Here is a 23,379-nt window from a genome sequence, read left to right on the forward strand (position 1 = left end):
TCACTAAAAAACACGTCACCCTTTATCGTTTGGATTGAGGGCCGCTGTCAACCGTTGTTGCACCTCAAGTTGCAGCTCATTATTAAGCGCACGCCTGTCGGCAGTAGCGATTATGAATAAATCTTCTACTCGCTCGCCAATGGTTGTAATTCTGGCGCCATGCAGGGAAATTCCCAGGTCCGCAAAGACCTGGCCGACACGTGCGAGCAGTCCCGGCTGGTCGAGGGCGATCAGTTCGAGGAATGATTTACGATCGGTGTGGGTCGGCAGGAAATTGACCTCGGTATCGACGGTAAAATGGCGCAGTTTTGACGGTTGGCGACGCGGTTGCGGCGGCTGCCAGCTGTGCTGATTGATAGCCTGTTCCAGACCGAAGCGGATGGCTTCGTGGCGATCGGCAGAAAGCGGGCTTCCGTCTGGCTCCAGCACAATAAAGGTGTCCATCGCCATGCCGTCGCGCGTGGTGAAAATCTGCGCGTCGTGGACGCTGAGATTTCGCCTGTCCAGTTCGGCACACACTGCGGCAAACAGATAGGCTCTGTCAGGACTCCAGATGAAAATTTCGGTCCCGCCGCGTGTGGCCTGTGGACTCAGCAGGATCATCGGTTTCGACAGATCGTGGTCGAGAAGATGGCGCGCATGCCAGGCAAGTTGATGTGGGCTGTGACGCACAAAATAGTTTGCCCGACAGCGCGACCAGATCTGATGCAGGGCCTCTTCATCAATGTTGTCCATCCGCAGCAGCGCCAACGCCTGAAGCTGATGGTGGCGCACGCGCTCGCGCATATCGGGCGTGTTTTGCATCCCACGGCGCAGCTGCTTTTCAGTGGCAAAATAGAGCTCGCGCAACAGGCTTTGCTTCCAGCTATTCCACAGCGTTTCGTTGGTGGCGCAGATATCCGCCACTGTGAGACACACCAGAAAACGTAGCCGGTTTTCCGTCTGGACGATTTCGGCGAACTGCTTGATGACTTCCGGATCCTGAATATCACGCCGCTGCGCGGTCACGGACATCAACAAATGATGTCGCACCAGCCAGGCGACCAGCTGGGTTTCCCGCGAATTGAGTCCGTGCAGCTCGGCAAATTTCAGCACATCCTGCGCGCCGAGCACGGAGTGATCGCCGCCACGCCCTTTGGCGATATCGTGGAACAGCGCAGCGATCAGGATCAGCTCCGGATGGCTGAGGCGCGGCCACAAATCCACGCATAATGGATGCATGGAGCGCGTCTCTTCGTTCGCGAAACTTTCCAGTTTCAGCATCACGCGGATGGTATGTTCATCCACCGTGTAGGCGTGAAAAAGGTCAAACTGCATTTGGCCGACAATGTGCGACCACTGAGGCATATAGGCCCATAACACACTGTGCCGGTGCATCGGCAACAGACCACGTTTGACCGCGCCCGGATGGCGCAGCATGCTCAGAAACAGCGAGCGGGCTTCCGGTATGTAGCACAGTGGCTGCTTCAGATGGCGACGTGCGTGGCGCAAATGGCGCAACGTCGTGGAGTAGATCCCGGAGATCGTGCTGTTGCGAACCATGGTGTAAAACATACGCAGGATCGCTTCCGGCTCGCGCATAAAGAGCGTTTCGTCGCGCAGGTCGATCAAGGTGCCACGCAGCTGGAATTCGTCATCAATCGGGCGCGGCTTTTCATCCGGCGTCAGCGCCAGGATCGCTTCATCGAAAAGTTGCAAAAGCATCTGATTGAGTTCACTCACGCGACGAGTGACGCGGAAGAAATCCTTCATCATATGTTCAACCGGTTCGTTGCCTTCGCCGCTGTAGTTCAGGCGCTGGGCGACGCTCAACTGCCTGTCGAACAGCAGACGGTTGTCATAGCGGGTGACTTCAAGATGCAGCGCAAAACGGATCCGCCACAGCAGATGCAGACATTCGTTGAGTTCGTTGCGTTCGGCTTCGGTTAAAAAGCCAAAGCCGACCATCTCATCAAGGGATGTCGCGCCAAAATGGCGACGGGCAACCCACTGAAGCGTGTGGATGTCACGCAAACCACCCGGACTGCTTTTGATATCCGGCTCAAGATTATAGCTGGTGCCGTGATAGCGCTGGTGGCGCACATTTTGTTCTTCGACCTTGGCGGCAAAGAATTTTTCGGTAGGCCAAAAGCCTTCGCTGAAAATGTGCTTCTGCAGTTCAAGAAACAGCGCGACATCGCCAATCAGCAAACGTGTTTCAATCAGATTGGTGGCGACGGTGAGATCGGATAGCCCTTCGAGCAGACACTCTTCCAGCGTGCGAACGCTGTGGCCCACTTCCAGCTTGACGTCCCACAGCAGCGTCAGCAGTTCGCCCACTTTCTGCGCCTGTTCGTCCGACAGCTTTTTACGGCTCAGGACGAGCAGGTCGATATCGGACAACGGGTGTAACTCGCCGCGTCCATACCCCCCGACGGCGACCAGCGCGACGTCGCTGATTTGCCCAAAGCCATAATCAATCCACAGCCGTTGCAGCATTTGGTCGATAAACTCGGTGCGCGCTTCGATCAGCGCTTCCGCAGAAATGCCTTCGTCAAAGGCTTTACCCAGCCAACGCTGAAAGACTTCAATGTGCGCTTTGATATCCGCACATGTCAGCTCACGCTGCGGCCACACTCCCGGATTGTCCGGCTGATCGGGCAGGGTGGGGAGTGCCGTGTTGGCATACTGTTCGGGTAAAAGGTTATTCATCTACGTCACCCATAAGTAAAAGCTATCGCCATTAAAAAAGCCGGCATTCGCCGGCTTCTTATTATTCGTTGTGCGAGAGTATCGCCGGGATGGTGTCATCCTTTCGCAACGTCATAATTTCGCAGCCGTTGTCTGTGACCACAATAGTATGCTCGTACTGCGCAGACAAGCTTCTGTCTTTGGTTTTTACCGTCCAGCCATCTTTCATGGTGCGGATGCGGTAGTCGCCGGAGTTCACCATCGGTTCGATAGTGAAGGTCATGCCTTTTTGCAGAACCACGCCGCCGTCATCTGCATCGTAATGCAAGACCTGCGGTTCTTCGTGGAAGACGCGACCAATGCCGTGACCGCAGTATTCGCGAACTACGGAGAAACCTTCCGCTTCGACAAATTTCTGAATGGCGGCACCCAGGGTACGCAGACGAATGCCTGGTTTCACCATCTTCAACGCCAGATAGAGGCTTTCTTGCGTCACACGACACAGGCGCTCGCCCAGAATGGTTGGTTTACCAACGATAAACATTTTTGAGGTGTCGCCGTGATATTCGTCTTTAATGACGGTCACGTCGATGTTGACAATATCACCGTCCTTCAGCAGTTTCTCATCATCGGGGATGCCGTGGCAGACGACTTCATTAATAGAGATACAGACGGATTTCGGGAAGCCGTGATAGCCCAGGCAGGCGGAGATTGCGTGCTGCTCATTGACGATATAGTCATTACAGATGCGATCCAGCTCGCCGGTGCTCACGCCCGGTTTAATGAACGGCTCGATCATTTCCAGCACTTCGGCGGCCAGACGACCGGCGACGCGCATCTTTTCAATTTCTTCAGGGGTCTTAATAGAGATAGCCATGTAATCTGTCCATCAGTGTCGATTATTTCGACGATACTAGTCTAAGTGTTGTCAATGGTATCAGTCCCTCGCACTCGCTGCCAAATTGAGAATCAGTAACAGCACATCAGGCCAACAATAATTGGTTTCTGCTGGTGTTTTGTGGTATAAAGCGCGCCGGACTTCCGATCCATTTCGTATACACAAGATGGACCAGAAGCGACAAATCTCACTTTGTGTAATTACACACACGTATCGGCACATATTCCGGGGTGCCCCTAGGGGTCGGTGATATGGGATACGTGGAGGCATAACCCCAACATTTAATATAGAGGTTTTTACCATGGCAACTGTTTCCATGCGCGACATGCTCAAGGCTGGTGTTCACTTTGGTCACCAGACCCGTTACTGGAACCCGAAAATGAAGCCTTTCATCTTCGGCGCGCGTAACAAAGTTCACATCATCAACCTTGAGAAAACTGTACCAATGTTCAACGAAGCCCTGGCTGAGCTGAGCAAGATCTCTTCCCGTAAAGGTAAGATTCTGTTTGTTGGTACTAAACGCGCTGCAAGCGAAGCTGTGAAAGATGCTGCTAACAACTGCGACCAGTTCTTCGTGAACCATCGCTGGTTGGGCGGTATGCTGACTAACTGGAAAACTGTTCGTCAGTCCATCAAGCGCCTGAAAGATCTGGAAATCCAGTCTCAGGACGGTACTTTCGATAAGCTGACCAAAAAAGAAGCCCTGATGCGCACTCGTGAGCTGGCCAAGCTGGAAAACAGCCTGGGCGGTATCAAAGACATGGGTGGTCTGCCAGACGCTCTGTTCGTTATCGATGCAGACCACGAGCACATCGCAATCAAAGAAGCTAACAACCTAGGTATCCCGGTATTTGCTATCGTTGATACCAACTCCGATCCGGACGGTGTTGACTTCGTTATCCCGGGTAACGACGATGCAATCCGTGCTGTTACTCTGTACCTGGGTGCTGTAGCGGCTACCGTACGTGAAGGCCGTTCTCAGGATCTGGCTTCTCAAGCGGAAGAAAGCTTCGTAGAAGCTGAATAATAAGGTTCTACCCCTTATTAGTACCGTGTATGGATAGGGGCCTCTTAATGGCCCCTTTTTCACTTTTAAACCTGTTTGGTTCAATGAGCCGAGCAGGTCATCTCTCCCGAGGATTTAAGAATGGCTGAAATTACCGCATCCCTGGTAAAAGAGCTGCGCGAACGTACTGGCGCAGGCATGATGGATTGCAAAAAAGCACTGGTTGAAGCTAACGGCGACATCGAGCTGGCAATCGAAAACATGCGTAAATCCGGCGCGATCAAAGCGGCGAAAAAAGCAGGCAACGTTGCTGCTGACGGCGTAATCCTGACCAAAATCGACGGCACCTACGGCATCATTCTGGAAGTTAACTGCCAGACTGACTTCGTAGCAAAAGACGGTGGTTTCCAGGCATTTGCTAACAAAGTTCTTGACGCTGCTATCGCTGGCAAAATCACTGACGTTGACGTTCTGAAAGCACAGTTCGAAGAAGAACGTGTTGCGCTGGTTGCTAAAATCGGTGAGAACATCAACATCCGTCGTGTTGCTTCCATCGAAGGAGACGTTCTGGGTTCTTATCAGCACGGTGCACGTATCGGTGTTCTGGTTGCTGCTAAAGGCGCTGACGAAGAGCTGGTTAAACAGCTGGCTATGCACATCGCGGCAAGCAAACCAGAATTCGTTAAGCCAGAAGACGTGTCTGCTGAAGTTGTAGAAAAAGAGTACCAGGTTCAGCTCGACATCGCTATGCAGTCTGGCAAGCCGAAAGAAATCGCAGAGAAAATGGTTGAAGGCCGCATGAAGAAATTCACCGGCGAAGTTTCTCTGACGGGTCAGCCATTCGTTATGGATCCAACCAAGTCTGTTGCTCAGTTGCTGAAAGAGCACAATGCTGACGTGACTGGTTTCATCCGCTTCGAAGTGGGCGAAGGCATCGAGAAAGTTGAAACTGACTTCGCAGCAGAAGTCGCTGCAATGTCCAAGCAGTCTTAAGGATTGCGAAGGAGCCGCCTGAGGGCGGCTTCTTTTTGCCCGTCATGTAAAAATCAGACAGAAGCCCGTAGTTTCTGCACTGATATGCGACGTACTATGTCGCCAGAATTAACCCCCATCTCAATCGTTGACAGTCTCAGGAAAGAAACATGGCTACCAATGCAAAACCCGTGTACAAACGCATTCTGCTTAAGCTTAGTGGCGAAGCGCTGCAGGGAACAGAAGGCTTCGGTATCGACGCAAGCATTCTTGACCGTATGGCACAGGAAATCAAAGAACTGGTTGAACTGGGTATCCAGGTTGGCGTGGTAATTGGCGGTGGTAACCTTTTCCGTGGCGCTGGTCTGGCGAAAGCGGGTATGAACCGTGTTGTGGGTGACCACATGGGTATGCTGGCTACCGTGATGAATGGTCTGGCAATGCGTGATGCACTTCATCGTGCCTATGTGAACGCTCGCCTGATGTCCGCTATTCCGCTGAATGGCGTGTGCGATAACTACAGCTGGGCAGAAGCTATCAGCCTGCTGCGCAATAACCGCGTGGTGATTCTTTCCGCGGGTACCGGTAATCCTTTCTTTACGACCGATTCTGCAGCGTGTCTGCGTGGTATTGAAATCGAAGCCGACGTGGTGTTGAAAGCGACCAAAGTAGATGGCGTGTTTACCGCCGATCCAGCAAAAGATCCTTCCGCAACGATGTACGAACAGCTGAGCTACAACGAAGTACTGGATCAAGAGCTGAAAGTCATGGATCTTGCTGCCTTTACGCTGGCTCGTGACCACAAATTACCGATTCGTGTTTTTAACATGAATAAGCCCGGAGCACTGCGTCGCGTAGTGATGGGCGAAAAAGAAGGCACTTTGATCACGGAATAATTTCCGTTGACGATAAATACAGGTAAGATTCCGCTTTACTTTGTAGTGATTTCTTACCTCGACGCGCCTCAGGCGTTGTCATGATTTAAACGCGACTATACTTAGCACACCTAAAGTGGCTGTGTTGGCGGATAGTCTGCCTGAAACAAGTTTTCAAGGATTCGTAACGTGATTAGCGATATCAGAAAAGATGCTGAAGTGCGCATGGAAAAATGCGTAGAAGCCTTCAAAAACCAAATTAGCAAAGTGCGCACTGGCCGCGCTTCTCCAAGCCTGCTGGATGGCATTATCGTAGAATATTACGGTACGCCAACACCGCTGCGTCAGCTGGCGAGCGTCACGGTAGAAGATACCCGTACGCTGAAAATCAACGTCTTTGACCGTTCTTTGGGCCCGGCTGTAGAAAAAGCGATTATGGCTTCTGATTTGGGTCTGAACCCAAGCTCAGCAGGTACCGACATTCGCGTTCCGCTTCCAGCGCTGACAGAAGAACGTCGTAAAGAGCTGATCAAAGTGGTTCGTGGTGAAGCAGAAGGCGCGCGCGTTGCGGTACGTAATGTCCGTCGTGATGCGAACGACAAAGTGAAAGCACTGCTGAAAGATAAAGAAATCAGCGAAGATGACGATCGCCGTTCTCAGGACGACGTGCAGAAACTGACAGACGCAGCCATCAAAAAACTTGATGCGGCGCTGGCAGATAAAGAAGCGGAACTGATGCAGTTCTGATTTCTGACGTAATCTGATAAACGCCGTTCAGAAAGTCCTTATGACTTTGCTGGCGGCGTTTTGCTTTTATATGGTTTAACTATCCCGGGCATCTCATGAAGCATTTAACTCTCCTCGGCTCGACCGGCTCTATTGGTTGCAGCACTCTCGACGTTGTTCGCCACAATCCTGAAGACTACACGGTGACCGCCCTTGTGGCCGGGAAAAACGTGCAGCGCATGGTTGAACAATGTCTTGAGTTCTCTCCCCGTTATGCGGTGATGGATGACGAGGAAAGTGCTCGCCAGGTTAAAGCGTTGCTGGCAGATCGGGGAAGTCGTACGGAAGTCATGAGTGGGCGAAAAGCCGCTTGTGATATGGCTGCGCTGGATGACGTCGATCAGGTGATGGCGGCCATTGTTGGCGCAGCAGGGCTTTTGCCCACGCTCGCGGCAATTGACGCCGGGAAAACCGTTTTACTGGCAAATAAAGAGGCACTCGTGACATGCGGGCGCCTTTTTATGGACGCTGTAAAACAGCGAGGCGCGCGACTTTTACCGGTAGATAGCGAACATAACGCGATTTTTCAGAGTTTACCGCAACCTTTTCAGGAAAACCTAGGGTACGCTTCCCTTGAGCAAAATGGCGTTGTGTCCGTTTTGCTCACCGGGTCTGGTGGCCCGTTCCGTGAAACGCCATTGTCTGAACTGGTCTCAATGACGCCCGATCAGGCATGCCGTCATCCGAACTGGTCGATGGGGCGAAAAATCTCTGTCGACTCAGCCACCATGATGAATAAAGGTCTGGAATACATTGAAGCTCGCTGGTTATTTAACGCGTCTGCAAAACAGATGGAAGTGTTGATTCACCCACAGTCGGTGATTCACTCCATGGTGCGCTATCAAGATGGCAGCGTAATTGCGCAGTTGGGTGAACCGGATATGCGTACGCCAATCGCGCATTCGATGGCGTGGCCCAACCGGGTAATGTCGGGAGCTAAACCACTCGATTTTTGCGCGCTGAGTGCACTCACTTTCAGCGAACCTGACTACGACCGTTACCCTTGTCTGAAGCTGGCGATGAACGCTTTTGATCAGGGACAAGCGGCAACGACAGCACTGAATGCAGCTAACGAAATAACGGTTGAGGCATTTCTGAAACAGCAGATCCGCTTTACGGATATTGCGGCGCTCAATCTGTCGGTTCTCGAAGAGATGGATTTACGGGAACCGCAGAGCGTTGAAGAAGTGCTGGCTGTCGATTCACAAGCTCGCATGGCGGCGCGTAAAGCGGTGACGCATCTCGCAAGCTGGTGATAATCCACCGACTCGTGCTTGTGTTGTTTGTTAGCGTTAGGCTTCAGTGATATAGTCTGCGCCACCTGATCGCAGGTATTTGGCTTTAAGTGGTCAGGTAAGCCGTGGTTAGACACGGCTTTTTTATGTAATGGCTTCAGTATTCCTGAGTACCGTAAAATCCTTTCAGGGACTAAAAACGCGTTATGTTGTCTGCGAATCAACCAATAAGCGAAAACTTGCCAGCTCATGGCTGCCGCCATGTAGCAATCATTATGGATGGCAATGGCCGCTGGGCGAAAAGACAAGGGAAGATACGAGCCTTTGGGCATAAAGCTGGGGCGAAATCTGTTCGTCGCGCCGTTTCATTTGCCGCCAATAACGGCATTGATGCGTTAACGCTCTATGCTTTTAGCAGTGAAAACTGGAATCGACCTCCGCAGGAAGTGACTGCGTTGATGGAGCTGTTTGTGTGGGCGCTCGACAGCGAAGTAAAAAGCCTGCACCGCCACAACGTTCGCTTGCGCATTATTGGCGATACCAGTCGTTTTAACTCACGTTTGCAGGAACGTATTCGCAAAGCGGAAGCGGTGACCGAAAATAATACAGGTCTGACGCTCAATATCGCTGCGAACTACGGCGGACGCTGGGATATTATCCAGGGCGTTCGGCATCTCGCCGAGCAAGTTCAGGAAGGGCTATTAAGACCCGACCAAATTGATGAAGAGGCGCTGGGTCAGCAAATCTGCATGAATGAACTCGCACCCGTGGATTTGGTAATTAGGACAGGGGGAGAACACCGCATTAGTAACTTTTTGCTTTGGCAAATTGCCTACGCCGAACTTTACTTTACGGATGTGCTCTGGCCCGATTTTGATGAACAAGACTTTGAAGGTGCGCTGTATGCCTTTGCCAATCGTGAGCGTCGCTTCGGCGGTACTGAGCCAGGCGCCGAAAAAGTCTGATGGGGGTAGCTTTTGCTGAAGTATCGCCTGATTTCCGCTTTTGTATTAATACCCATCGTCATTGCGGCGCTGTTTTTACTGCCCCCGGTGGGATTTGCTATTGTCACGCTGGTGGTGTGTATGCTTGCCGCGTGGGAATGGGGACAGCTTAGCGGCTTTACCTCGCGCACTCAGCGAGTATGGCTGGCGGTGCTCTGTGGTCTGTTATTGGCCCTGATGCTGTTTATGTTGCCCGAGTATCATCACGATATTCATCAGCCGTTGGTGGCAGGTTCGCTATGGGCCTCACTGGGTTGGTGGATTGCCGCGTTGCTGCTGGTTCTTTTCTATCCTGAGTCAGCGGCTATCTGGCGCAACTCTAAAACGCTGCGTCTGATTTTTGGCCTGCTCACTATTATTCCATTTTTCTGGGGTATGCTCGTGTTGCGCGCCTGGCATTATGACGAAAACCACTACAGCGGCGCGTTGTGGCTGCTTTATGTGATGATTCTCGTCTGGGGGGCTGACTCAGGTGCCTATATGTTTGGTAAACTGTTTGGCAAACATAAACTGGCGCCAAAAGTTTCGCCTGGTAAGACCTGGCAGGGGTTCATCGGTGGTCTGTTCACAGCAGCGATTATCTCCTGGGGATATGGCTTCTGGGCGAATCTGGACGTCGCGCCGACAACGCTGCTCATTTGTTCTATTTTTGCTGCGTTGGCATCCGTATTAGGTGATTTGACCGAAAGTATGTTCAAGCGTGAAGCAGGGATTAAAGACAGTGGTCACCTCATTCCAGGACATGGTGGAATATTGGACCGTATTGATAGCCTGACGGCTGCGGTTCCTGTGTTTGCATGCCTGTTGTTTCTGGTGTTCGGGACGATTTAACGGAAGGTTTTATGCTGAGCATTCTCTGGAATCTGGCGGCGTTCATAGTTGCACTGGGTGTACTGATTACCGTGCATGAATTTGGCCACTTCTGGGTTGCCCGGCGCTGCGGAGTGCGGGTCGAGCGTTTTTCTATTGGCTTTGGCAAATCGCTGTGGCGTCGTACCGATCGTTATGGCACTGAGTTTGTCATCGCGCTGATCCCTCTTGGCGGCTACGTCAAAATGCTGGATGAACGCGTAGAATCTGTCGTGCCTGAAATGCGACACTACGCGTTCAACAACAAAACAGTGGGCCAACGCGCCGCTATCATCGCTGCCGGTCCGGTAGCCAACTTCATCTTTGCTGTCTTCGCTTATTGGCTGGTGTTTATCATCGGTGTCCCTGGTGTTCGTCCGGTTGTTGGCGAAATTACCGCCAACTCCATCGCTGCAACAGCGCAAATTACGCCAGGCATGGAACTTAAAGCGATCGATGGCATCGAAACCCCTGATTGGGATGCCGTAAGGCTGCAATTGGTCTCTAAGATTGGTGATGAAAAAGCATCAGTTAGCGTATCGCCGGTGGGTGAGAGTCAGCGCCAGGAAAAAACTCTAGATTTGCGTCAGTGGGCTTTTGAGCCAGACAAAGAAGATCCCGTTGCCGCGTTGGGGATTCGCCCACGTGGTGCGCAGATTGAGCCAGTGTTAGCCGAAGTGCAAAATGATTCAGCGGCACGTAAAGCAGGTTTGCAAGCGGGCGACAGGATCGTTAAAGTCGATGGTCAGCCTTTAACGCAATGGATGACCTTTGTTAATCTGGTGCGCGATAATCCAGGCACACCGTTAGCGCTGGAAGTTGAAAGGCAGGGGAGTCCGCTCTCTTTGACGCTGATTCCGGATACCAAACCGGGCGGTGGCAAGGCTGAGGGGTTTGCTGGCGTCGTGCCAAAAGTGATCCCACTGCCAGATGAGTACAAGACAATACGCCAGTATGGGCCGTTTAGCGCAATCGTTGAAGCCACGGATAAAACATGGCAATTGATGAAGCTTACGGTCACTATGTTGGGGAAATTGATAACTGGTGACGTAAAACTGAACAACCTCAGTGGGCCGATTTCTATCGCCCAAGGGGCTGGGATGTCAGCGGAATTCGGGGTGATCTACTATCTCATGTTTCTCGCGCTCATAAGCGTGAACCTCGGGATAATCAACCTGTTCCCGCTTCCTGTTTTAGATGGGGGGCATCTGCTGTTTTTAGCGATTGAAAAGCTAAAAGGCGGACCAGTATCCGAGCGAGTTCAAGACTTTAGTTATCGCATTGGCTCGATATTGCTAGTGTTGTTAATGGGGCTTGCACTTTTCAATGATTTCTCTCGGTTGTAAGAGAGAGTGTTAGGAAGAACGCATAATAACGATGGCGATGAAAAAGTTGCTCATAGCGTCGCTGCTGTTTAGCAGCGCGACCGTATACGGTGCTGAAGGTTTCGTAGTGAAGGATATTCATTTCGAAGGTCTTCAGCGTGTCGCCGTTGGTGCGGCCCTCCTCAGCATGCCAGTTCGCCAGGGCGACACGGTTAATGATGAAGATATCAGTAATACCATTCGCGCATTGTTTGCCACTGGCAACTTTGAGGATGTCCGCGTCCTTCGCGATGGTGATACGCTGCTGGTACAGGTGAAGGAACGCCCAACGATTGCCAGTATCACTTTCTCCGGTAATAAGTCGGTTAAAGACGATATGCTCAAGCAAAACCTTGAAGCATCGGGTGTTCGTGTCGGTGAATCTCTTGACCGCACAACCCTGTCTGATATCGAAAAAGGACTGGAAGATTTCTACTATAGCGTCGGTAAATACAGCGCGAGCGTAAAAGCCGTTGTCACACCGTTGCCGCGTAACCGTGTGGATCTGAAGCTCGTCTTCCAGGAAGGCGTTTCTGCAAAAATTCAGCAGATCAATATCGTGGGTAACCACGCGTTCACTACGGACGAATTGATCTCTACGTTCCAGCTCCGCGACGAAGTGCCGTGGTGGAACGTGGTTGGCGATCGTAAATATCAGAAACAAAAGCTGGCAGGCGATCTTGAAACCCTGCGTAGCTACTATCTGGATCGCGGTTACGCCCGTTTCAATATCGATTCCACTCAGGTCAGTCTGACTCCGGACAAGAAAGGTATCTACATTACGGTAAACATTACTGAAGGCGATCAATATAAGCTTTCAGGTGTTGAAGTGAGTGGAAACCTGGCGGGTCATTCCGCTGAAATTGAGAGTCTGACCAAACTTCAGCCGGGTGAGCTGTATAGCGGTGCAAAAGTCACCAAAATGGAAGACGGCATTAAAAAGCTGCTCGGCCGTTATGGTTATGCTTATCCGCGCGTACAGACTCAGCCTGAAATCAACGATACCGACAAAACTGTTAAACTCCGCGTGAACGTCGATGCGGGTAACCGTTTCTACGTGCGTAAAATTCGCTTTGAAGGTAACGATACCTCCAAAGATTCCGTACTGCGCCGCGAAATGCGCCAGATGGAAGGCGCGTGGTTGGGTAGCGATCTGGTCGATCAGGGTAAAGAACGTCTGAACCGTTTGGGCTATTTCGAAACGGTTGATACGGATACCCAGCGTGTTGCGGGCAGTCCTGATCAGGTAGACGTTGTCTACAAAGTCAAAGAACGTAACACCGGTAGCTTCAACTTCGGTGTCGGTTACGGTACTGAGAGTGGTGTTAGCTTCCAGGTTGGCGTTCAGCAGGATAACTGGTTAGGTACTGGCTATTCCGTTGGTATCAACGGCACCAAAAACGATTACCAGACATATTCCGAATTCTCGGTCACTAACCCATACTTTACTGTTGATGGTGTGAGTCTCGGCGGTCGTATTTTCTATAACGACTTTAAAGCTGACGATGCGGACCTATCTTCCTATACTAACAAAAGCTATGGTTTAGACGGAACGCTTGGCTTCCCGATTAACGAGTATAACACCCTGCGTGCTGGCTTAGGTTACGTGCATAACGACCTGTCCAATATGCAACCGCAGGTTGCGATGTGGCGTTATCTGGACTCAATTGGTCAAGCAGCCAGCAAATCCAGCGATAACAATGGTTTTGCTGCAGATGACTTCACCTTTAACTATGGCTGGACGTATAACCGTCTCGACCGTGGTTTCTTCCCGACCGAAGGTTCTCGTGTCAACCTGAACGGTAAAGTGACCGTGCCGGGTTCCGACAACGAGTTCTATAAATTGACGCTTGATACCGCATCCTATTTCCCGATCGATGATGATCATAAATGGGTGGTTCTGGGTCGTACGCGTTGGGGTTATGGTGACGGGTTAGGTGGCAAAGAGTTGCCATTCTACGAAAACTTCTATGCCGGTGGTTCTAGTACAGTGCGTGGCTTCCAGTCCAATAACATTGGTCCGAAAGCGGTGTATTACGGCGGTAACGACAAAGATAACTGTAATAAGACATCTTCCAGCGAAGTATGTAGTTCTGATGACGCAGTAGGCGGTAACGCCATGGGTGTCGCCAGCCTGGAAATCATCACACCTACGCCGTTTATCAGCGACAAGTATGCGAACTCAGTGCGTACTTCGTTCTTCTGGGATGCGGGTACGGTATGGGATACCAACTGGGAAAATACTGCCCAGATGAAAGCGGCTGGTGTGCCAGACTACAGCGATCCGAGCAACATTCGCATGTCTGCAGGTATAGCATTACAATGGATGTCACCGTTGGGGCCGTTGGTCTTCTCTTACGCCCAACCGTTTAAGAAATACGATGGAGACAAAGCGGAGCAATTCCAGTTTAACATTGGTAAAACTTGGTAATAATCCGTTGCGATGGAATGCGTTTGCAGTGTAGCGCTGACAACCGGCGATCGCATAGACGATCGCCTTGCCACGCAAAGAACGGTACCTTCGGGTGCCAATGGGATGGTAAGGAGTTTATTGTGAAAAAGTGGTTATTAGCGGCAGGTCTTGGTTTGGCGATGGTGACTTCTGCTCAGGCAGCGGACAAAATTGCAATCGTCAACATGGGCAACCTGTTCCAGCAAGTTGCACAGAAAACCGGTGTTTCTGCAACGCTGGAAAATGAATTCAAAGGCCGTGCTAGCGAACTGCAAGGTATGGAAAGCGACCTTCAGTCTAAAATGCAGCGTCTGCAGCGTGATGGTTCTACCATGAAAGCAAGCGATCGCAGCAAGTTGGAAAAAGACGTGATGGCACAGCGCCAGACCTTCTCCCAGAAAGCGCAGGCTTTCGAGCAGGATCGTCAGCGTCGCTCTAACGAAGAACGTGGCAAACTGGTCACTCGTATCCAGTCTGCGGTGAAATCCGTGGCAGCCGATCAGAGTATCGATCTGGTTGTTGACGCGAATGCCGTTGCTTTCAATAGCAAAGATGTTAAAGACATCACTGCAGATGTACTGAAACAGGTTAAATAAGTAATGCCTTCTATTCGACTGGCTGATCTAGCTCAGCAGTTGGATGCAGAATTACACGGTGATGGCGATATCGTCATCACCGCTGTTGCGTCCATGCAATCTGCTAAAACAGGCAATATTACGTTCATCGTAAGTCCTAAATACCGTGAACACCTGGCACAATGCCAGGCGTCTGCTGTGGTTTTAACACAGGACGACCTTCCTTTTGCCACAGGCGCCGCGCTGGTAGTGAAAAATCCCTACCTGACTTACGCGCGCATGGCTCAAATTTTAGATACCACGCCGCAGCCGGCACAGAACATTGCACCAAGTGCAGTGATCGATTCAACGGCAAAGCTGGGTAGCAACGTATCAATTGGTGCGAACGCCGTTATCGAATCCGATGTTGTTTTGGGTGATAACGTGGTGATCGGTGCGGGTTGCTTCGTTGGAAAACACACTAAAATTGGTGCAGGCACTCGCTTGTGGGCCAATGTGACCGTTTATCATGAAATTGAGATCGGTGAACACTGCCTGATCCAGTCCAGTACCGTGATCGGTTCGGATGGTTTTGGCTATGCCAACGATCGTGGTAATTGGATCAAGATCCCTCAGTTGGGGCGCGTGATTATCGGCGATCGTGTTGAGATCGGTGCATGTACGACGATCGACCGCGGTGCGCTCGACGACACCCTTATTGGTAATGGTGTTATCATCGATAACCAATGTCAGATTGCGCATAACGTCGTGATTGGCGACAATACCGCAGTTGCGGGCGGCGTAATCATGGCAGGCAGCTTGAAAATTGGCCGCTACTGCATGATCGGTGGAGCCAGCGTGATCAATGGCCATATGGAAATATGCGACAAAGTCACGGTGACGGGCATGGGTATGGTGATGCGTCCTATTACTGAACCAGGTGTTTACTCCTCCGGTATTCCGCTGCAACCGAATAAGATGTGGCGTAAAACCGCAGCTCTGGTGATGAATATTGATGATATGAGTAAGCGCCTCAAGTCTATTGAGCGCAAAATCAATCAACAAGACTAAGCGTTCATCCTTTAACGCTAAATTTCCCGGCCTGTCGGCTTTCTTATAATCCGGCAGGCCGTGTTATTATTGCTATTCAGTACATTTTGACAGGAAGAGTATTTTGACTACCGACACTCATACTCTGCATATTGAAGAGATTTTAGAACTTCTGCCGCACCGCTACCCGTTTTTGCTGGTAGATCGTGTGCTGGATTTTGAAGAAGGTCGTTTTCTGCGCGCAGTGAAAAATGTTTCAGTAAATGAGCCATTCTTCCAGGGACATTTCCCTGGTAAGCCTATCTTCCCGGGTGTTTTGATCCTGGAAGCAATGGCACAGGCAACGGGTATTCTCGCGTTTAAAAGCGTGGGTAAACTTGAGCCTGGCGAGTTGTATTACTTCGCGGGTATTGATGAAGCGCGCTTTAAGCGCCCAGTCGTACCTGGTGATCAGATGATCATGGAAGTGACTTTTGAAAAAACGCGCCGTGGATTGACGCGCTTCAAAGGCGTTGCTTCAGTTGACGGCAAAGTTGTTTGTGAAGCTACAATGATGTGTGCGCGTAGCCGGGAGGCCTGATACGTGATTGATAAAACTGCCTTTATTCATCCAACTGCCATTGTGGAAGAGGGTGCCGTAATTGGTGCCAACGCTCACATTGGCCCATTCTGTATTGTTGGACCCCATGTCGTAATTGGTGAGGGTACCGTACTGAAATCTCACGTCGTCGTGAATGGTCATACGACCATAGGCCGCGATAATGAGATCTATCAGTTCGCCTCCATCGGCGAAGTCAACCAGGATCTTAAGTATGCTGGTGAGCCGACCCGTCTGGAAATCGGCGATCGTAACCGCATTCGCGAAAGCGTCACCATTCATCGTGGCACAGTACAGGGTGGTGGATTGACGAAGGTGGGCAGCGATAACCTCTTTATGGTCAATGCGCATATTGCGCACGACTGTACAGTGGGGAGCCGTTGTATCCTCGCCAACAACGCAACGCTGGCGGGACACGTATCGGTTGATGATTTCGCGATCATTGGCGGCATGACGGCGGTCCATCAGTTCTGCATTATTGGTGCGCACGTCATGGTCGGCGGTTGCTCCGGTGTCGCGCAAGACGTGCCACCGTATGTGATTGCGCAGGGTAACCACGCAACACCTTTTGGCGTTAACATTGAAGGCCTCAAGCGTCGTGGCTTTAGCCGCGAAGCCATTACAGCGATCCGCAACGCGTACAAACTGATGTACCGTAGCGGCAAAACGCTGGAAGAGGCCAAGCCAGAAGTGGCAGCGTTGGCAGAGCAGCACCCGGAAGTAAAAGCGTTCACTGAGTTCTTTGAGCGCTCTACTCGAGGTCTGATTCGTTAATGGTCGACAACCGTCCACTAACGATTGCCCTGGTCGCCGGAGAAACCTCCGGCGATATTCTTGGTGCAGGTCTCATCCGGGCGCTCAAGGCCCGCGTACCGAATGCTCGCTTTGTGGGTGTTGCTGGCCCGCTAATGCAGGCCGAAGGCTGTGAAGCCTGGTACGAAATGGAAGAGCTCGCGGTGATGGGCATCGTTGAAGTGCTGGGGCGTTTACGCCGTTTACTGCATATTCGCGCCGATCTCACACGTCGTTTTACCGATCTGAAGCCCGATGTCTTTGTGGGCATTGATGCGCCTGATTTTAATATCTCCCTCGAAGGCAACCTGAAAAAACAGGGTATTAAAACGATTCACTACGTCAGCCCGTCCGTCTGGGCATGGCGACAGAAACGTGTTTTCAAAATAGGCAGATCCACCGATATGGTGCTGGCTTTTCTGCCTTTCGAAAAAGCGTTTTATGACAGATTCAATGTTCCCTGCCGTTTTATCGGGCATACCATGGCCGATGCCATGCCGCTTGATCCGGATAAAAATGCTGCGCGAGATAGTCTTGGTATTCCGCATGACGCTCACTGTTTGGCTCTTTTGCCGGGTAGCCGTGGTGCAGAAGTCGAAATGCTTAGCGCGGATTTCCTGAGAACCGCGCAAATTCTTCGGCAGACGTATCCCGATCTGGAAGTGGTGGTGCCGCTGGTGAATGCCAAACGCCGTGAGCAGTTTGAACGTATTAAAGCGGAAGTCGCGCCTGATCTGCACATTCATCTTCTGGATGGCAAGGGACGTGAAGCGATGGTGGCGAGTGATGCCGCATTGTTGGCGTCCGGCACGGCTGCGCTGGAATGCATGCTGGCAAAATGCCCAATGGTTGTGGGCTATCGCATGAAGCCATTTACCTTCTGGCTGGCGAAGCGTCTGGTTAAAACGGATTATGTTTCATTGCCCAATCTGCTGGCAGGCCGTGAGCTAGTCAAAGAGCTGTTGCAGGATGAGTGTCAGCCGCAGGCATTAGCCGATGCGCTGTTGCCTTTACTGGCAGACGGTAAAACCCGTCATCAAATGCACGACACCTTCCGGGAACTGCATCAGCAGATCCGCTGTTACGCCGATGAGCAAGCAGCAGATGCCGTGATGGAGTTAGCGCAATGATTGAGTTTGTTTACCCACACACGCATCTTGTGGCGGGTGTGGACGAAGTCGGACGCGGGCCGTTGGTCGGTGCTGTCGTCACGGCGGCCGTCATCCTTGATCCCGCTCGCCCGATTGTAGGGCTGAATGATTCGAAGAAACTGTCTGAAAAACGCCGTCTTGCGCTCTTTGAGGAAATCAAAGAAAAAGCGCTGGCCTGGAGTTTAGGCCGCGCAGAGCCCGAAGAGATTGACGAGCTGAACATTCTGCACGCCACCATGTTGGCGATGCAGCGTGCTGTCGCTGGCCTAAAAATCGTACCAGAATATGTGTTGATTGACGGTAACCGCTGTCCTGCACTGCCGATGCGCTCCTTGGCGGTCGTAAAAGGTGATAGCCGTGTGGCTGAGATCAGCGCAGCGTCTATCATTGCCAAAGTGACACGCGATGCCGAAATGGCGGCGCTGGACCTTTCATATCCTCAGTATGGTTTCGCCCAGCACAAGGGATATCCAACCGCTTTCCATCTGGAAAGACTGTCTGAGCATGGCCCAACTGAACATCATCGACGCAGTTTTGGTCCGGTGAAACGCGCACTGGGACTGGTGTGCTGAATCAATACGTAAGCAACTAAGTCACGCGGAATCTGAAGATGGCTGAACCACGTTTCGTACACCTGCGGGTGCATAGCGACTACTCCATGATTGATGGGCTGGCGAAGACCGGGCCGCTGGTAAAAAAGGCAGCGGCTCTTGGCATGCCTGCGCTGGCGATCACCGATTTTACCAACCTGTGTGGTCTGGTTAAGTTCTATGGAGCGGCGCATGGCGCGGGCCTAAAGCCGATTATCGGTGCGGATTTTCACGTCCAGAGCGAGCTGCTCGGCGATGAAATGACGCAAATTTCCGTGCTGGCGATGAACAACACCGGCTATCAGAATCTGACGCTGCTGATTTCCCGCGCCTATCAGCGTGGCTATGGCGCTGCAGGGCCGTGGATCGACAGGGACTGGCTTGCAGAACTCAATGAAGGTTTGCTGCTGATTTCTGGCGGTTGCATGGGTGACGTGGGCAAAAGTCTGATACGCGGCAACAATGTTTTGGTCGAGCAGTGCGTTGCATTTTATGAAGAACATTTCCCGGATCGTTTTTATCTGGAGCTGATTCGCACAGGTCGTCCCGATGAAGAAAACTACCTTCATGCGGCTGTGGCGCTTGCAGAGCAGCGTGGTCTGCCGGTTGTCGCGACCAATGACGTACGGTTTATTAACGCTGAAGACTTTGATGCGCACGAAATCCGTGTTGCCATTCATGACGGCTTTACGCTCGACGATCCAAAACGCCCGCGCAATTACTCCACGCAGCAATATATGCGCTCCGAAGATGAGATGTGCGAGCTGTTTGCTGATATTCCGGAAGCACTGGAAAACAGTGTCGAGATTGCCAGACGCTGCAACGTTACCGTCCGTCTGGGTGAATATTTCTTGCCGCAGTTCCCAACCGGCGAGATGAGTACGGAAGATTTCCTGGTCCTCAAATCAAAAGAGGGTCTGGAAGATCGTCTGGAGTTTTTATTCCCGGATGAAGCCGAGCGTAACGAGAAACGCCCGCCTTATGATGAGCGCCTGGACATTGAACTTCAGGTTATCAACCAGATGGGGTTTCCAGGCTACTTCCTGATCGTGATGGAATTTATCCAATGGTCGAAGGACAACGGTGTGCCGGTGGGGCCGGGCCGTGGTTCAGGCGCAGGTTCGCTCGTGGCTTACGCGCTGAAAATTACCGACCTTGACCCGCTGGAATTCGACCTGCTGTTCGAACGTTTCCTTAACCCGGAACGTGTCTCTATGCCTGACTTTGACGTTGACTTCTGCATGGAGAAACGCGACCAGGTTATTGATCACGTTGCAGAAATGTACGGACGTGATGCGGTATCGCAGATCATTACTTTCGGTACGATGGCGGCGAAAGCGGTTATCCGCGACGTGGGCCGCGTGCTGGGTCACCCGTATGGCTTTGTGGATCGCATCTCAAAACTGGTGCCACCGGATCCGGGCATGACGCTGGCAAAAGCGTTTGAAGCCGAGCCGCAATTGCCGGAAATCTACGAAGCGGACGAAGAAGTTAAAGCGCTTATCGACATGGCGCGCAAGCTTGAAGGCGTCACGCGTAACGCCGGTAAACACGCAGGCGGTGTGGTTATCGCACCGACCAAAATTACCGATTTTGCGCCGTTATATTGTGATGAATCTGGACAGCATCCGGTCACACAGTTCGACAAGAATGACGTGGAGTACGCCGGCCTGGTGAAGTTTGACTTCCTTGGTTTGCGAACACTCACTATCATTGACTGGGCGTTGAAGATGATCAACCCGCGTCGGGCCAAACAGGGCCTGGAGCCGATTGACATCGCTGCTATTCCGCTTGATGACAAGAAAAGTTTCGACATGCTGCAGCGCTCGGAAACCACGGCGGTATTCCAGCTTGAATCGCGCGGCATGAAAGACTTGATTAAACGCCTTCAGCCCGACTGTTTCGAAGATATGATCGCGCTTGTGGCGCTGTTCCGCCCCGGCCCATTGCAGTCGGGCATGGTTGATAACTTTATTGACCGTAAGCACGGGCGTGAAGCGATTTCCTACCCTGATGTGCAGTGGCAGCATGATTGCCTGAAACCGGTGCTTGAGCCTACCTACGGCATTATCCTGTATCAGGAACAGGTTATGCAAATTGCGCAGGAACTTTCGGGCTATACCCTTGGCGGCGCCGATATGTTGCGTCGTGCGATGGGTAAGAAAAAACCGGAAGAGATGGCCAAGCAGCGTGGCACCTTTGAAGATGGCGCGAAGAAAAACGGCATTGATGGTGAACTGGCGATAAAAATCTTTGACCTGGTGGAGAAATTCGCGGGTTACGGATTTAACAAATCGCACTCAGCGGCTTATGCCCTGGTGTCCTATCAAACGCTGTGGCTGAAAGCGCACTACCCGGCAGAATTTATGGCGGCCGTAATGACTGCCGACATGGATAATACCGAGAAGGTTGTCGGTCTGGTGGATGAATGCTGGCGAATGGGGCTAAAAATTCTGCCGCCGGATATTAATGCCGGGATGTACCATTTCCACGTTAATGATGACGGTGAAATTGTTTACGGCATTGGGGCGATTAAAGGTGTGGGCGAAGGTCCTATCGAAGCGATTCTGGAAGCGCGTAATAATGGCGGCTACTTCCGTGAGCTTTTCGATCTCTGTGCACGGACTGACACCAAAAAGCTGAACCGCCGTGTGCTGGAAAAACTGATCATGTCCGGGGCATTTGACCGCCTCGGGCCGCATCGCGCAGCGCTCATGAATTCGCTCGGCGAGGCGTTGAAAGCAGCCGATCAGCACGCTAAAGCGGAAGCAATTGGTCAGGCCGATATGTTTGGGGTGCTGGCGGATGAGCCTGAACAAATCGAACAATCGTATGCCAATTGCCAGCCGTGGCCAGAACATACGGTGCTGGAAGGGGAGCGTGAAACGTTAGGCTTGTATCTGACGGGACACCCGATCAACCAGTATCTAAAAGAAATTGAGCGCTATGTCGGCGGCAATAGGCTAAAAGACATGCATCCAACTGAACGTGGTAAAATGACCACGGCAGCGGGGCTCGTCATTGCAGCGCGGGTTATGGTCACCAAGCGCGGTAATCGCATCGGCATCTGTACGTTGGATGACCGTTCCGGGCGGCTGGAGGTGATGTTATTCACCGAAGCGCTGGAAAAATACCAGCATTTGCTGGAAAACGACCGCATACTTATCGTCAGCGGACAGGTCAGCTTTGATGACTTCAGCGGCGGGCTTAAAATGATGGCCCGTGAAGTGATGGATATTGACGAAGCCCGTGAAAAATATGCTCGCGGGCTTGCTATCTCGCTGACGGACAGGCAAATTGATGACCAGCTTTTAAACCGACTCCGTCAGTCTCTGGAACCCCATCGTTCGGGGACCATTCCAGTACATCTCTATTATCAGAGGGCGGATGCACGCGCGCGGTTGCGCTTTGGTGCAACGTGGCGTGTCTCTCCGAGCGATCGTTTACTCAACGATCTCCGTGGCCTTATTGGTTCGGAGCAGGTGGAACTGGAGTTTGACTAATACAGGAATACTATGAGTCTGAATTTCCTTGATTTCGAACAGCCGATTGCGGAGCTGGAAGCGAAAATCGATTCTCTGACCGCGGTGAGCCGTCAGGATGAAAAACTGGATATTAACATCGACGAAGAAGTGCATCGTCTGCGTGAAAAAAGCGTAGAACTGACGCGCAAAATCTTTGCCGATCTCGGCGCATGGCAGATTGCCCAGTTGGCACGTCATCCACAGCGTCCGTACACCCTGGATTATGTCCGCCTGGCGTTTGATGAATTTGACGAACTGGCTGGCGATCGTGCTTATGCTGACGACAAAGCCATTGTCGGCGGCATAGCGCGTCTTGATGGTCGCCCGGTGATGATCATTGGTCATCAGAAAGGCCGTGAGACCAAAGAGAAAATCCGTCGCAACTTTGGTATGCCAGCGCCAGAAGGTTACCGTAAGGCGCTGCGCCTGATGGAAATGGCTGAGCGCTTCAACATGCCGATCGTGACCTTTATCGACACGCCGGGTGCATACCCAGGAGTCGGTGCAGAAGAACGCGGCCAGTCTGAAGCCATCGCTCGCAACCTGCGTGAAATGTCTCGCCTGACGGTACCGGTTATCTGTACTGTGATTGGTGAAGGCGGTTCCGGTGGTGCACTGGCGATCGGCGTGGGCGATAAAGTGAATATGCTGCAGTACAGCACCTATTCCGTTATCTCCCCTGAAGGCTGTGCGTCTATTCTGTGGAAAAGCGCCGATAAAGCGCCGTTGGCCGCTGAAGCGATGGGTATCACTGCGCCGCGTCTGAAAGAATTGAAACTGATCGACACCGTGATCCCTGAACCGTTGGGTGGTGCGCACCGTAAGCCGGAAGTGATCGCCGCTTCCCTTAAAGCGCAGCTACTGGCCGATCTGGCCGATCTCGATGTGCTGAGCAAAGAAGACCTGCTCAACCGTCGTTATCAACGTCTGATGAACTACGGTTACGCATAAGCTTCACATTTGTCTTAAAAGCCGCACATTGTTGCGGCTTTTTTTATGTCAGCCATTT

At 51.8% G+C, this 23,379-nt stretch carries 19 protein-coding genes; 17 read left to right on the plus strand and 2 right to left on the minus strand.

Features of this window, described 5'->3' with window-relative positions:
• Nucleotides 1–15 precede the first annotated feature (15 nt).
• Nucleotides 16–2,691, minus strand: coding sequence for a bifunctional uridylyltransferase/uridylyl-removing protein GlnD (gene glnD, locus ACKI5T_RS08950; RefSeq protein WP_407437088.1), 2,676 nt, complete (start codon nucleotides 2,689–2,691; stop codon nucleotides 16–18).
• Nucleotides 2,692–2,752: 61 nt separating this feature from the next.
• Nucleotides 2,753–3,547 (minus strand): type I methionyl aminopeptidase, encoded by a 795-nt coding sequence (gene map / locus ACKI5T_RS08955; protein WP_012016114.1) that lies wholly within the window; start codon nucleotides 3,545–3,547, stop codon nucleotides 2,753–2,755.
• 322 nt (nucleotides 3,548–3,869) lie between these two features.
• Between map and rpsB the strand changes: the two genes are divergently transcribed.
• From rpsB to accA, 17 genes are all read left to right on the plus strand, one after another.
• Nucleotides 3,870–4,595, plus strand: a complete 726-nt coding sequence (gene rpsB, locus ACKI5T_RS08960; RefSeq protein WP_012016115.1) for a 30S ribosomal protein S2 — start codon at nucleotides 3,870–3,872, stop codon at nucleotides 4,593–4,595.
• Between the two features lie 120 nt (nucleotides 4,596–4,715).
• A complete protein-coding gene (tsf, locus tag ACKI5T_RS08965) occupies nucleotides 4,716–5,567 on the plus strand; it encodes a translation elongation factor Ts (protein WP_012016116.1) in 852 nt (283 codons plus the stop codon).
• A 149-nt stretch (nucleotides 5,568–5,716) separates the two neighbouring features.
• On the plus strand, nucleotides 5,717–6,442 hold the full coding sequence (gene pyrH, locus ACKI5T_RS08970; protein ID WP_012016117.1) for a UMP kinase: 726 nt from the start codon (nucleotides 5,717–5,719) through the stop codon (nucleotides 6,440–6,442).
• A 168-nt stretch (nucleotides 6,443–6,610) separates the two neighbouring features.
• On the plus strand, nucleotides 6,611–7,168 hold the full coding sequence (gene frr, locus ACKI5T_RS08975) for a ribosome recycling factor (protein ID WP_012016118.1): 558 nt from the start codon (nucleotides 6,611–6,613) through the stop codon (nucleotides 7,166–7,168).
• 95 nt (nucleotides 7,169–7,263) lie between these two features.
• On the plus strand, nucleotides 7,264–8,463 hold the full coding sequence (gene ispC / locus ACKI5T_RS08980; RefSeq protein ID WP_407437089.1) for a 1-deoxy-D-xylulose-5-phosphate reductoisomerase: 1,200 nt from the start codon (nucleotides 7,264–7,266) through the stop codon (nucleotides 8,461–8,463).
• A 185-nt stretch (nucleotides 8,464–8,648) separates the two neighbouring features.
• Nucleotides 8,649–9,407, plus strand: a complete 759-nt coding sequence (ispU, locus tag ACKI5T_RS08985) for a (2E,6E)-farnesyl-diphosphate-specific ditrans,polycis-undecaprenyl-diphosphate synthase (protein WP_012016120.1) — start codon at nucleotides 8,649–8,651, stop codon at nucleotides 9,405–9,407.
• Nucleotides 9,408–9,419: 12 nt separating this feature from the next.
• On the plus strand, nucleotides 9,420–10,277 hold the full coding sequence (gene cdsA / locus ACKI5T_RS08990) for a phosphatidate cytidylyltransferase (RefSeq protein WP_407437090.1): 858 nt from the start codon (nucleotides 9,420–9,422) through the stop codon (nucleotides 10,275–10,277).
• 11 nt (nucleotides 10,278–10,288) lie between these two features.
• Nucleotides 10,289–11,641, plus strand: a complete 1,353-nt coding sequence (gene rseP / locus ACKI5T_RS08995; protein ID WP_407437091.1) for a sigma E protease regulator RseP — start codon at nucleotides 10,289–10,291, stop codon at nucleotides 11,639–11,641.
• A gap of 31 nt (nucleotides 11,642–11,672) precedes the next feature.
• Nucleotides 11,673–14,090: an outer membrane protein assembly factor BamA gene (bamA, locus tag ACKI5T_RS09000; protein ID WP_012016123.1), complete on the plus strand. Its 2,418-nt coding sequence runs from the start codon at nucleotides 11,673–11,675 to the stop codon at nucleotides 14,088–14,090.
• A gap of 122 nt (nucleotides 14,091–14,212) precedes the next feature.
• On the plus strand, nucleotides 14,213–14,707 hold the full coding sequence (gene skp, locus ACKI5T_RS09005; RefSeq protein WP_012016124.1) for a molecular chaperone Skp: 495 nt from the start codon (nucleotides 14,213–14,215) through the stop codon (nucleotides 14,705–14,707).
• 3 nt (nucleotides 14,708–14,710) lie between these two features.
• Nucleotides 14,711–15,736: a UDP-3-O-(3-hydroxymyristoyl)glucosamine N-acyltransferase gene (lpxD, locus tag ACKI5T_RS09010; protein ID WP_407437092.1), complete on the plus strand. Its 1,026-nt coding sequence runs from the start codon at nucleotides 14,711–14,713 to the stop codon at nucleotides 15,734–15,736.
• Nucleotides 15,737–15,839: 103 nt separating this feature from the next.
• Nucleotides 15,840–16,295 carry a 3-hydroxyacyl-ACP dehydratase FabZ gene (gene fabZ, locus ACKI5T_RS09015; RefSeq protein ID WP_012016126.1) on the plus strand — a complete coding sequence of 152 codons (456 nt, stop codon included), beginning with the start codon at nucleotides 15,840–15,842 and terminating at the stop codon, nucleotides 16,293–16,295.
• Nucleotides 16,296–16,298: 3 nt separating this feature from the next.
• Entirely contained in the window at nucleotides 16,299–17,087 is a 789-nt protein-coding gene (gene lpxA, locus ACKI5T_RS09020) for an acyl-ACP--UDP-N-acetylglucosamine O-acyltransferase (protein WP_235134787.1), read from the plus strand.
• Nucleotides 17,087–18,235 (plus strand): lipid-A-disaccharide synthase, encoded by a 1,149-nt coding sequence (lpxB, locus tag ACKI5T_RS09025; protein WP_407437093.1) that lies wholly within the window; start codon nucleotides 17,087–17,089, stop codon nucleotides 18,233–18,235. The genes lpxA and lpxB overlap by 1 nt, the downstream gene beginning before the upstream one ends.
• Nucleotides 18,232–18,828 carry a ribonuclease HII gene (rnhB, locus tag ACKI5T_RS09030; RefSeq protein ID WP_407437094.1) on the plus strand — a complete coding sequence of 199 codons (597 nt, stop codon included), beginning with the start codon at nucleotides 18,232–18,234 and terminating at the stop codon, nucleotides 18,826–18,828. The genes lpxB and rnhB overlap by 4 nt, the downstream gene beginning before the upstream one ends.
• 38 nt (nucleotides 18,829–18,866) lie before the next feature.
• Nucleotides 18,867–22,349, plus strand: a complete 3,483-nt coding sequence (gene dnaE / locus ACKI5T_RS09035; protein WP_407437095.1) for a DNA polymerase III subunit alpha — start codon at nucleotides 18,867–18,869, stop codon at nucleotides 22,347–22,349.
• A gap of 12 nt (nucleotides 22,350–22,361) precedes the next feature.
• Nucleotides 22,362–23,321 (plus strand): acetyl-CoA carboxylase carboxyl transferase subunit alpha, encoded by a 960-nt coding sequence (accA, locus tag ACKI5T_RS09040; protein ID WP_012016131.1) that lies wholly within the window; start codon nucleotides 22,362–22,364, stop codon nucleotides 23,319–23,321.
• Nucleotides 23,322–23,379: the final 58 nt, after the last annotated feature.

Source organism: Lelliottia sp., from assembly GCF_045627565.1.
Lineage (GTDB): Bacteria > Pseudomonadota > Gammaproteobacteria > Enterobacterales > Enterobacteriaceae > Enterobacter.

What these genes read in the sequence shown, in the direction of transcription:
- accA (WP_012016131.1), top strand. Translation starts at nt 22,362, where the DNA reads ATGAGTCTGAATTTCCTTGATTTCGAACAGCCGATTGCGGAGCTGGAA.
- glnD (WP_407437088.1), bottom strand. Translation starts at nt 2,691, where the DNA reads ATGAATAACCTTTTACCCGAACAGTATGCCAACACGGCACTCCCCACC.
- dnaE (WP_407437095.1), top strand. Translation starts at nt 18,867, where the DNA reads ATGGCTGAACCACGTTTCGTACACCTGCGGGTGCATAGCGACTACTCC.
- lpxB (WP_407437093.1), top strand. Translation starts at nt 17,087, where the DNA reads ATGGTCGACAACCGTCCACTAACGATTGCCCTGGTCGCCGGAGAAACC.
- tsf (WP_012016116.1), top strand. Translation starts at nt 4,716, where the DNA reads ATGGCTGAAATTACCGCATCCCTGGTAAAAGAGCTGCGCGAACGTACT.
- pyrH (WP_012016117.1), top strand. Translation starts at nt 5,717, where the DNA reads ATGGCTACCAATGCAAAACCCGTGTACAAACGCATTCTGCTTAAGCTT.
- map (WP_012016114.1), bottom strand. Translation starts at nt 3,547, where the DNA reads ATGGCTATCTCTATTAAGACCCCTGAAGAAATTGAAAAGATGCGCGTC.
- lpxD (WP_407437092.1), top strand. Translation starts at nt 14,711, where the DNA reads ATGCCTTCTATTCGACTGGCTGATCTAGCTCAGCAGTTGGATGCAGAA.
- rseP (WP_407437091.1), top strand. Translation starts at nt 10,289, where the DNA reads ATGCTGAGCATTCTCTGGAATCTGGCGGCGTTCATAGTTGCACTGGGT.
- rnhB (WP_407437094.1), top strand. Translation starts at nt 18,232, where the DNA reads ATGATTGAGTTTGTTTACCCACACACGCATCTTGTGGCGGGTGTGGAC.
- bamA (WP_012016123.1), top strand. Translation starts at nt 11,673, where the DNA reads ATGGCGATGAAAAAGTTGCTCATAGCGTCGCTGCTGTTTAGCAGCGCG.
- ispU (WP_012016120.1), top strand. Translation starts at nt 8,649, where the DNA reads ATGTTGTCTGCGAATCAACCAATAAGCGAAAACTTGCCAGCTCATGGC.
- rpsB (WP_012016115.1), top strand. Translation starts at nt 3,870, where the DNA reads ATGGCAACTGTTTCCATGCGCGACATGCTCAAGGCTGGTGTTCACTTT.
- ispC (WP_407437089.1), top strand. Translation starts at nt 7,264, where the DNA reads ATGAAGCATTTAACTCTCCTCGGCTCGACCGGCTCTATTGGTTGCAGC.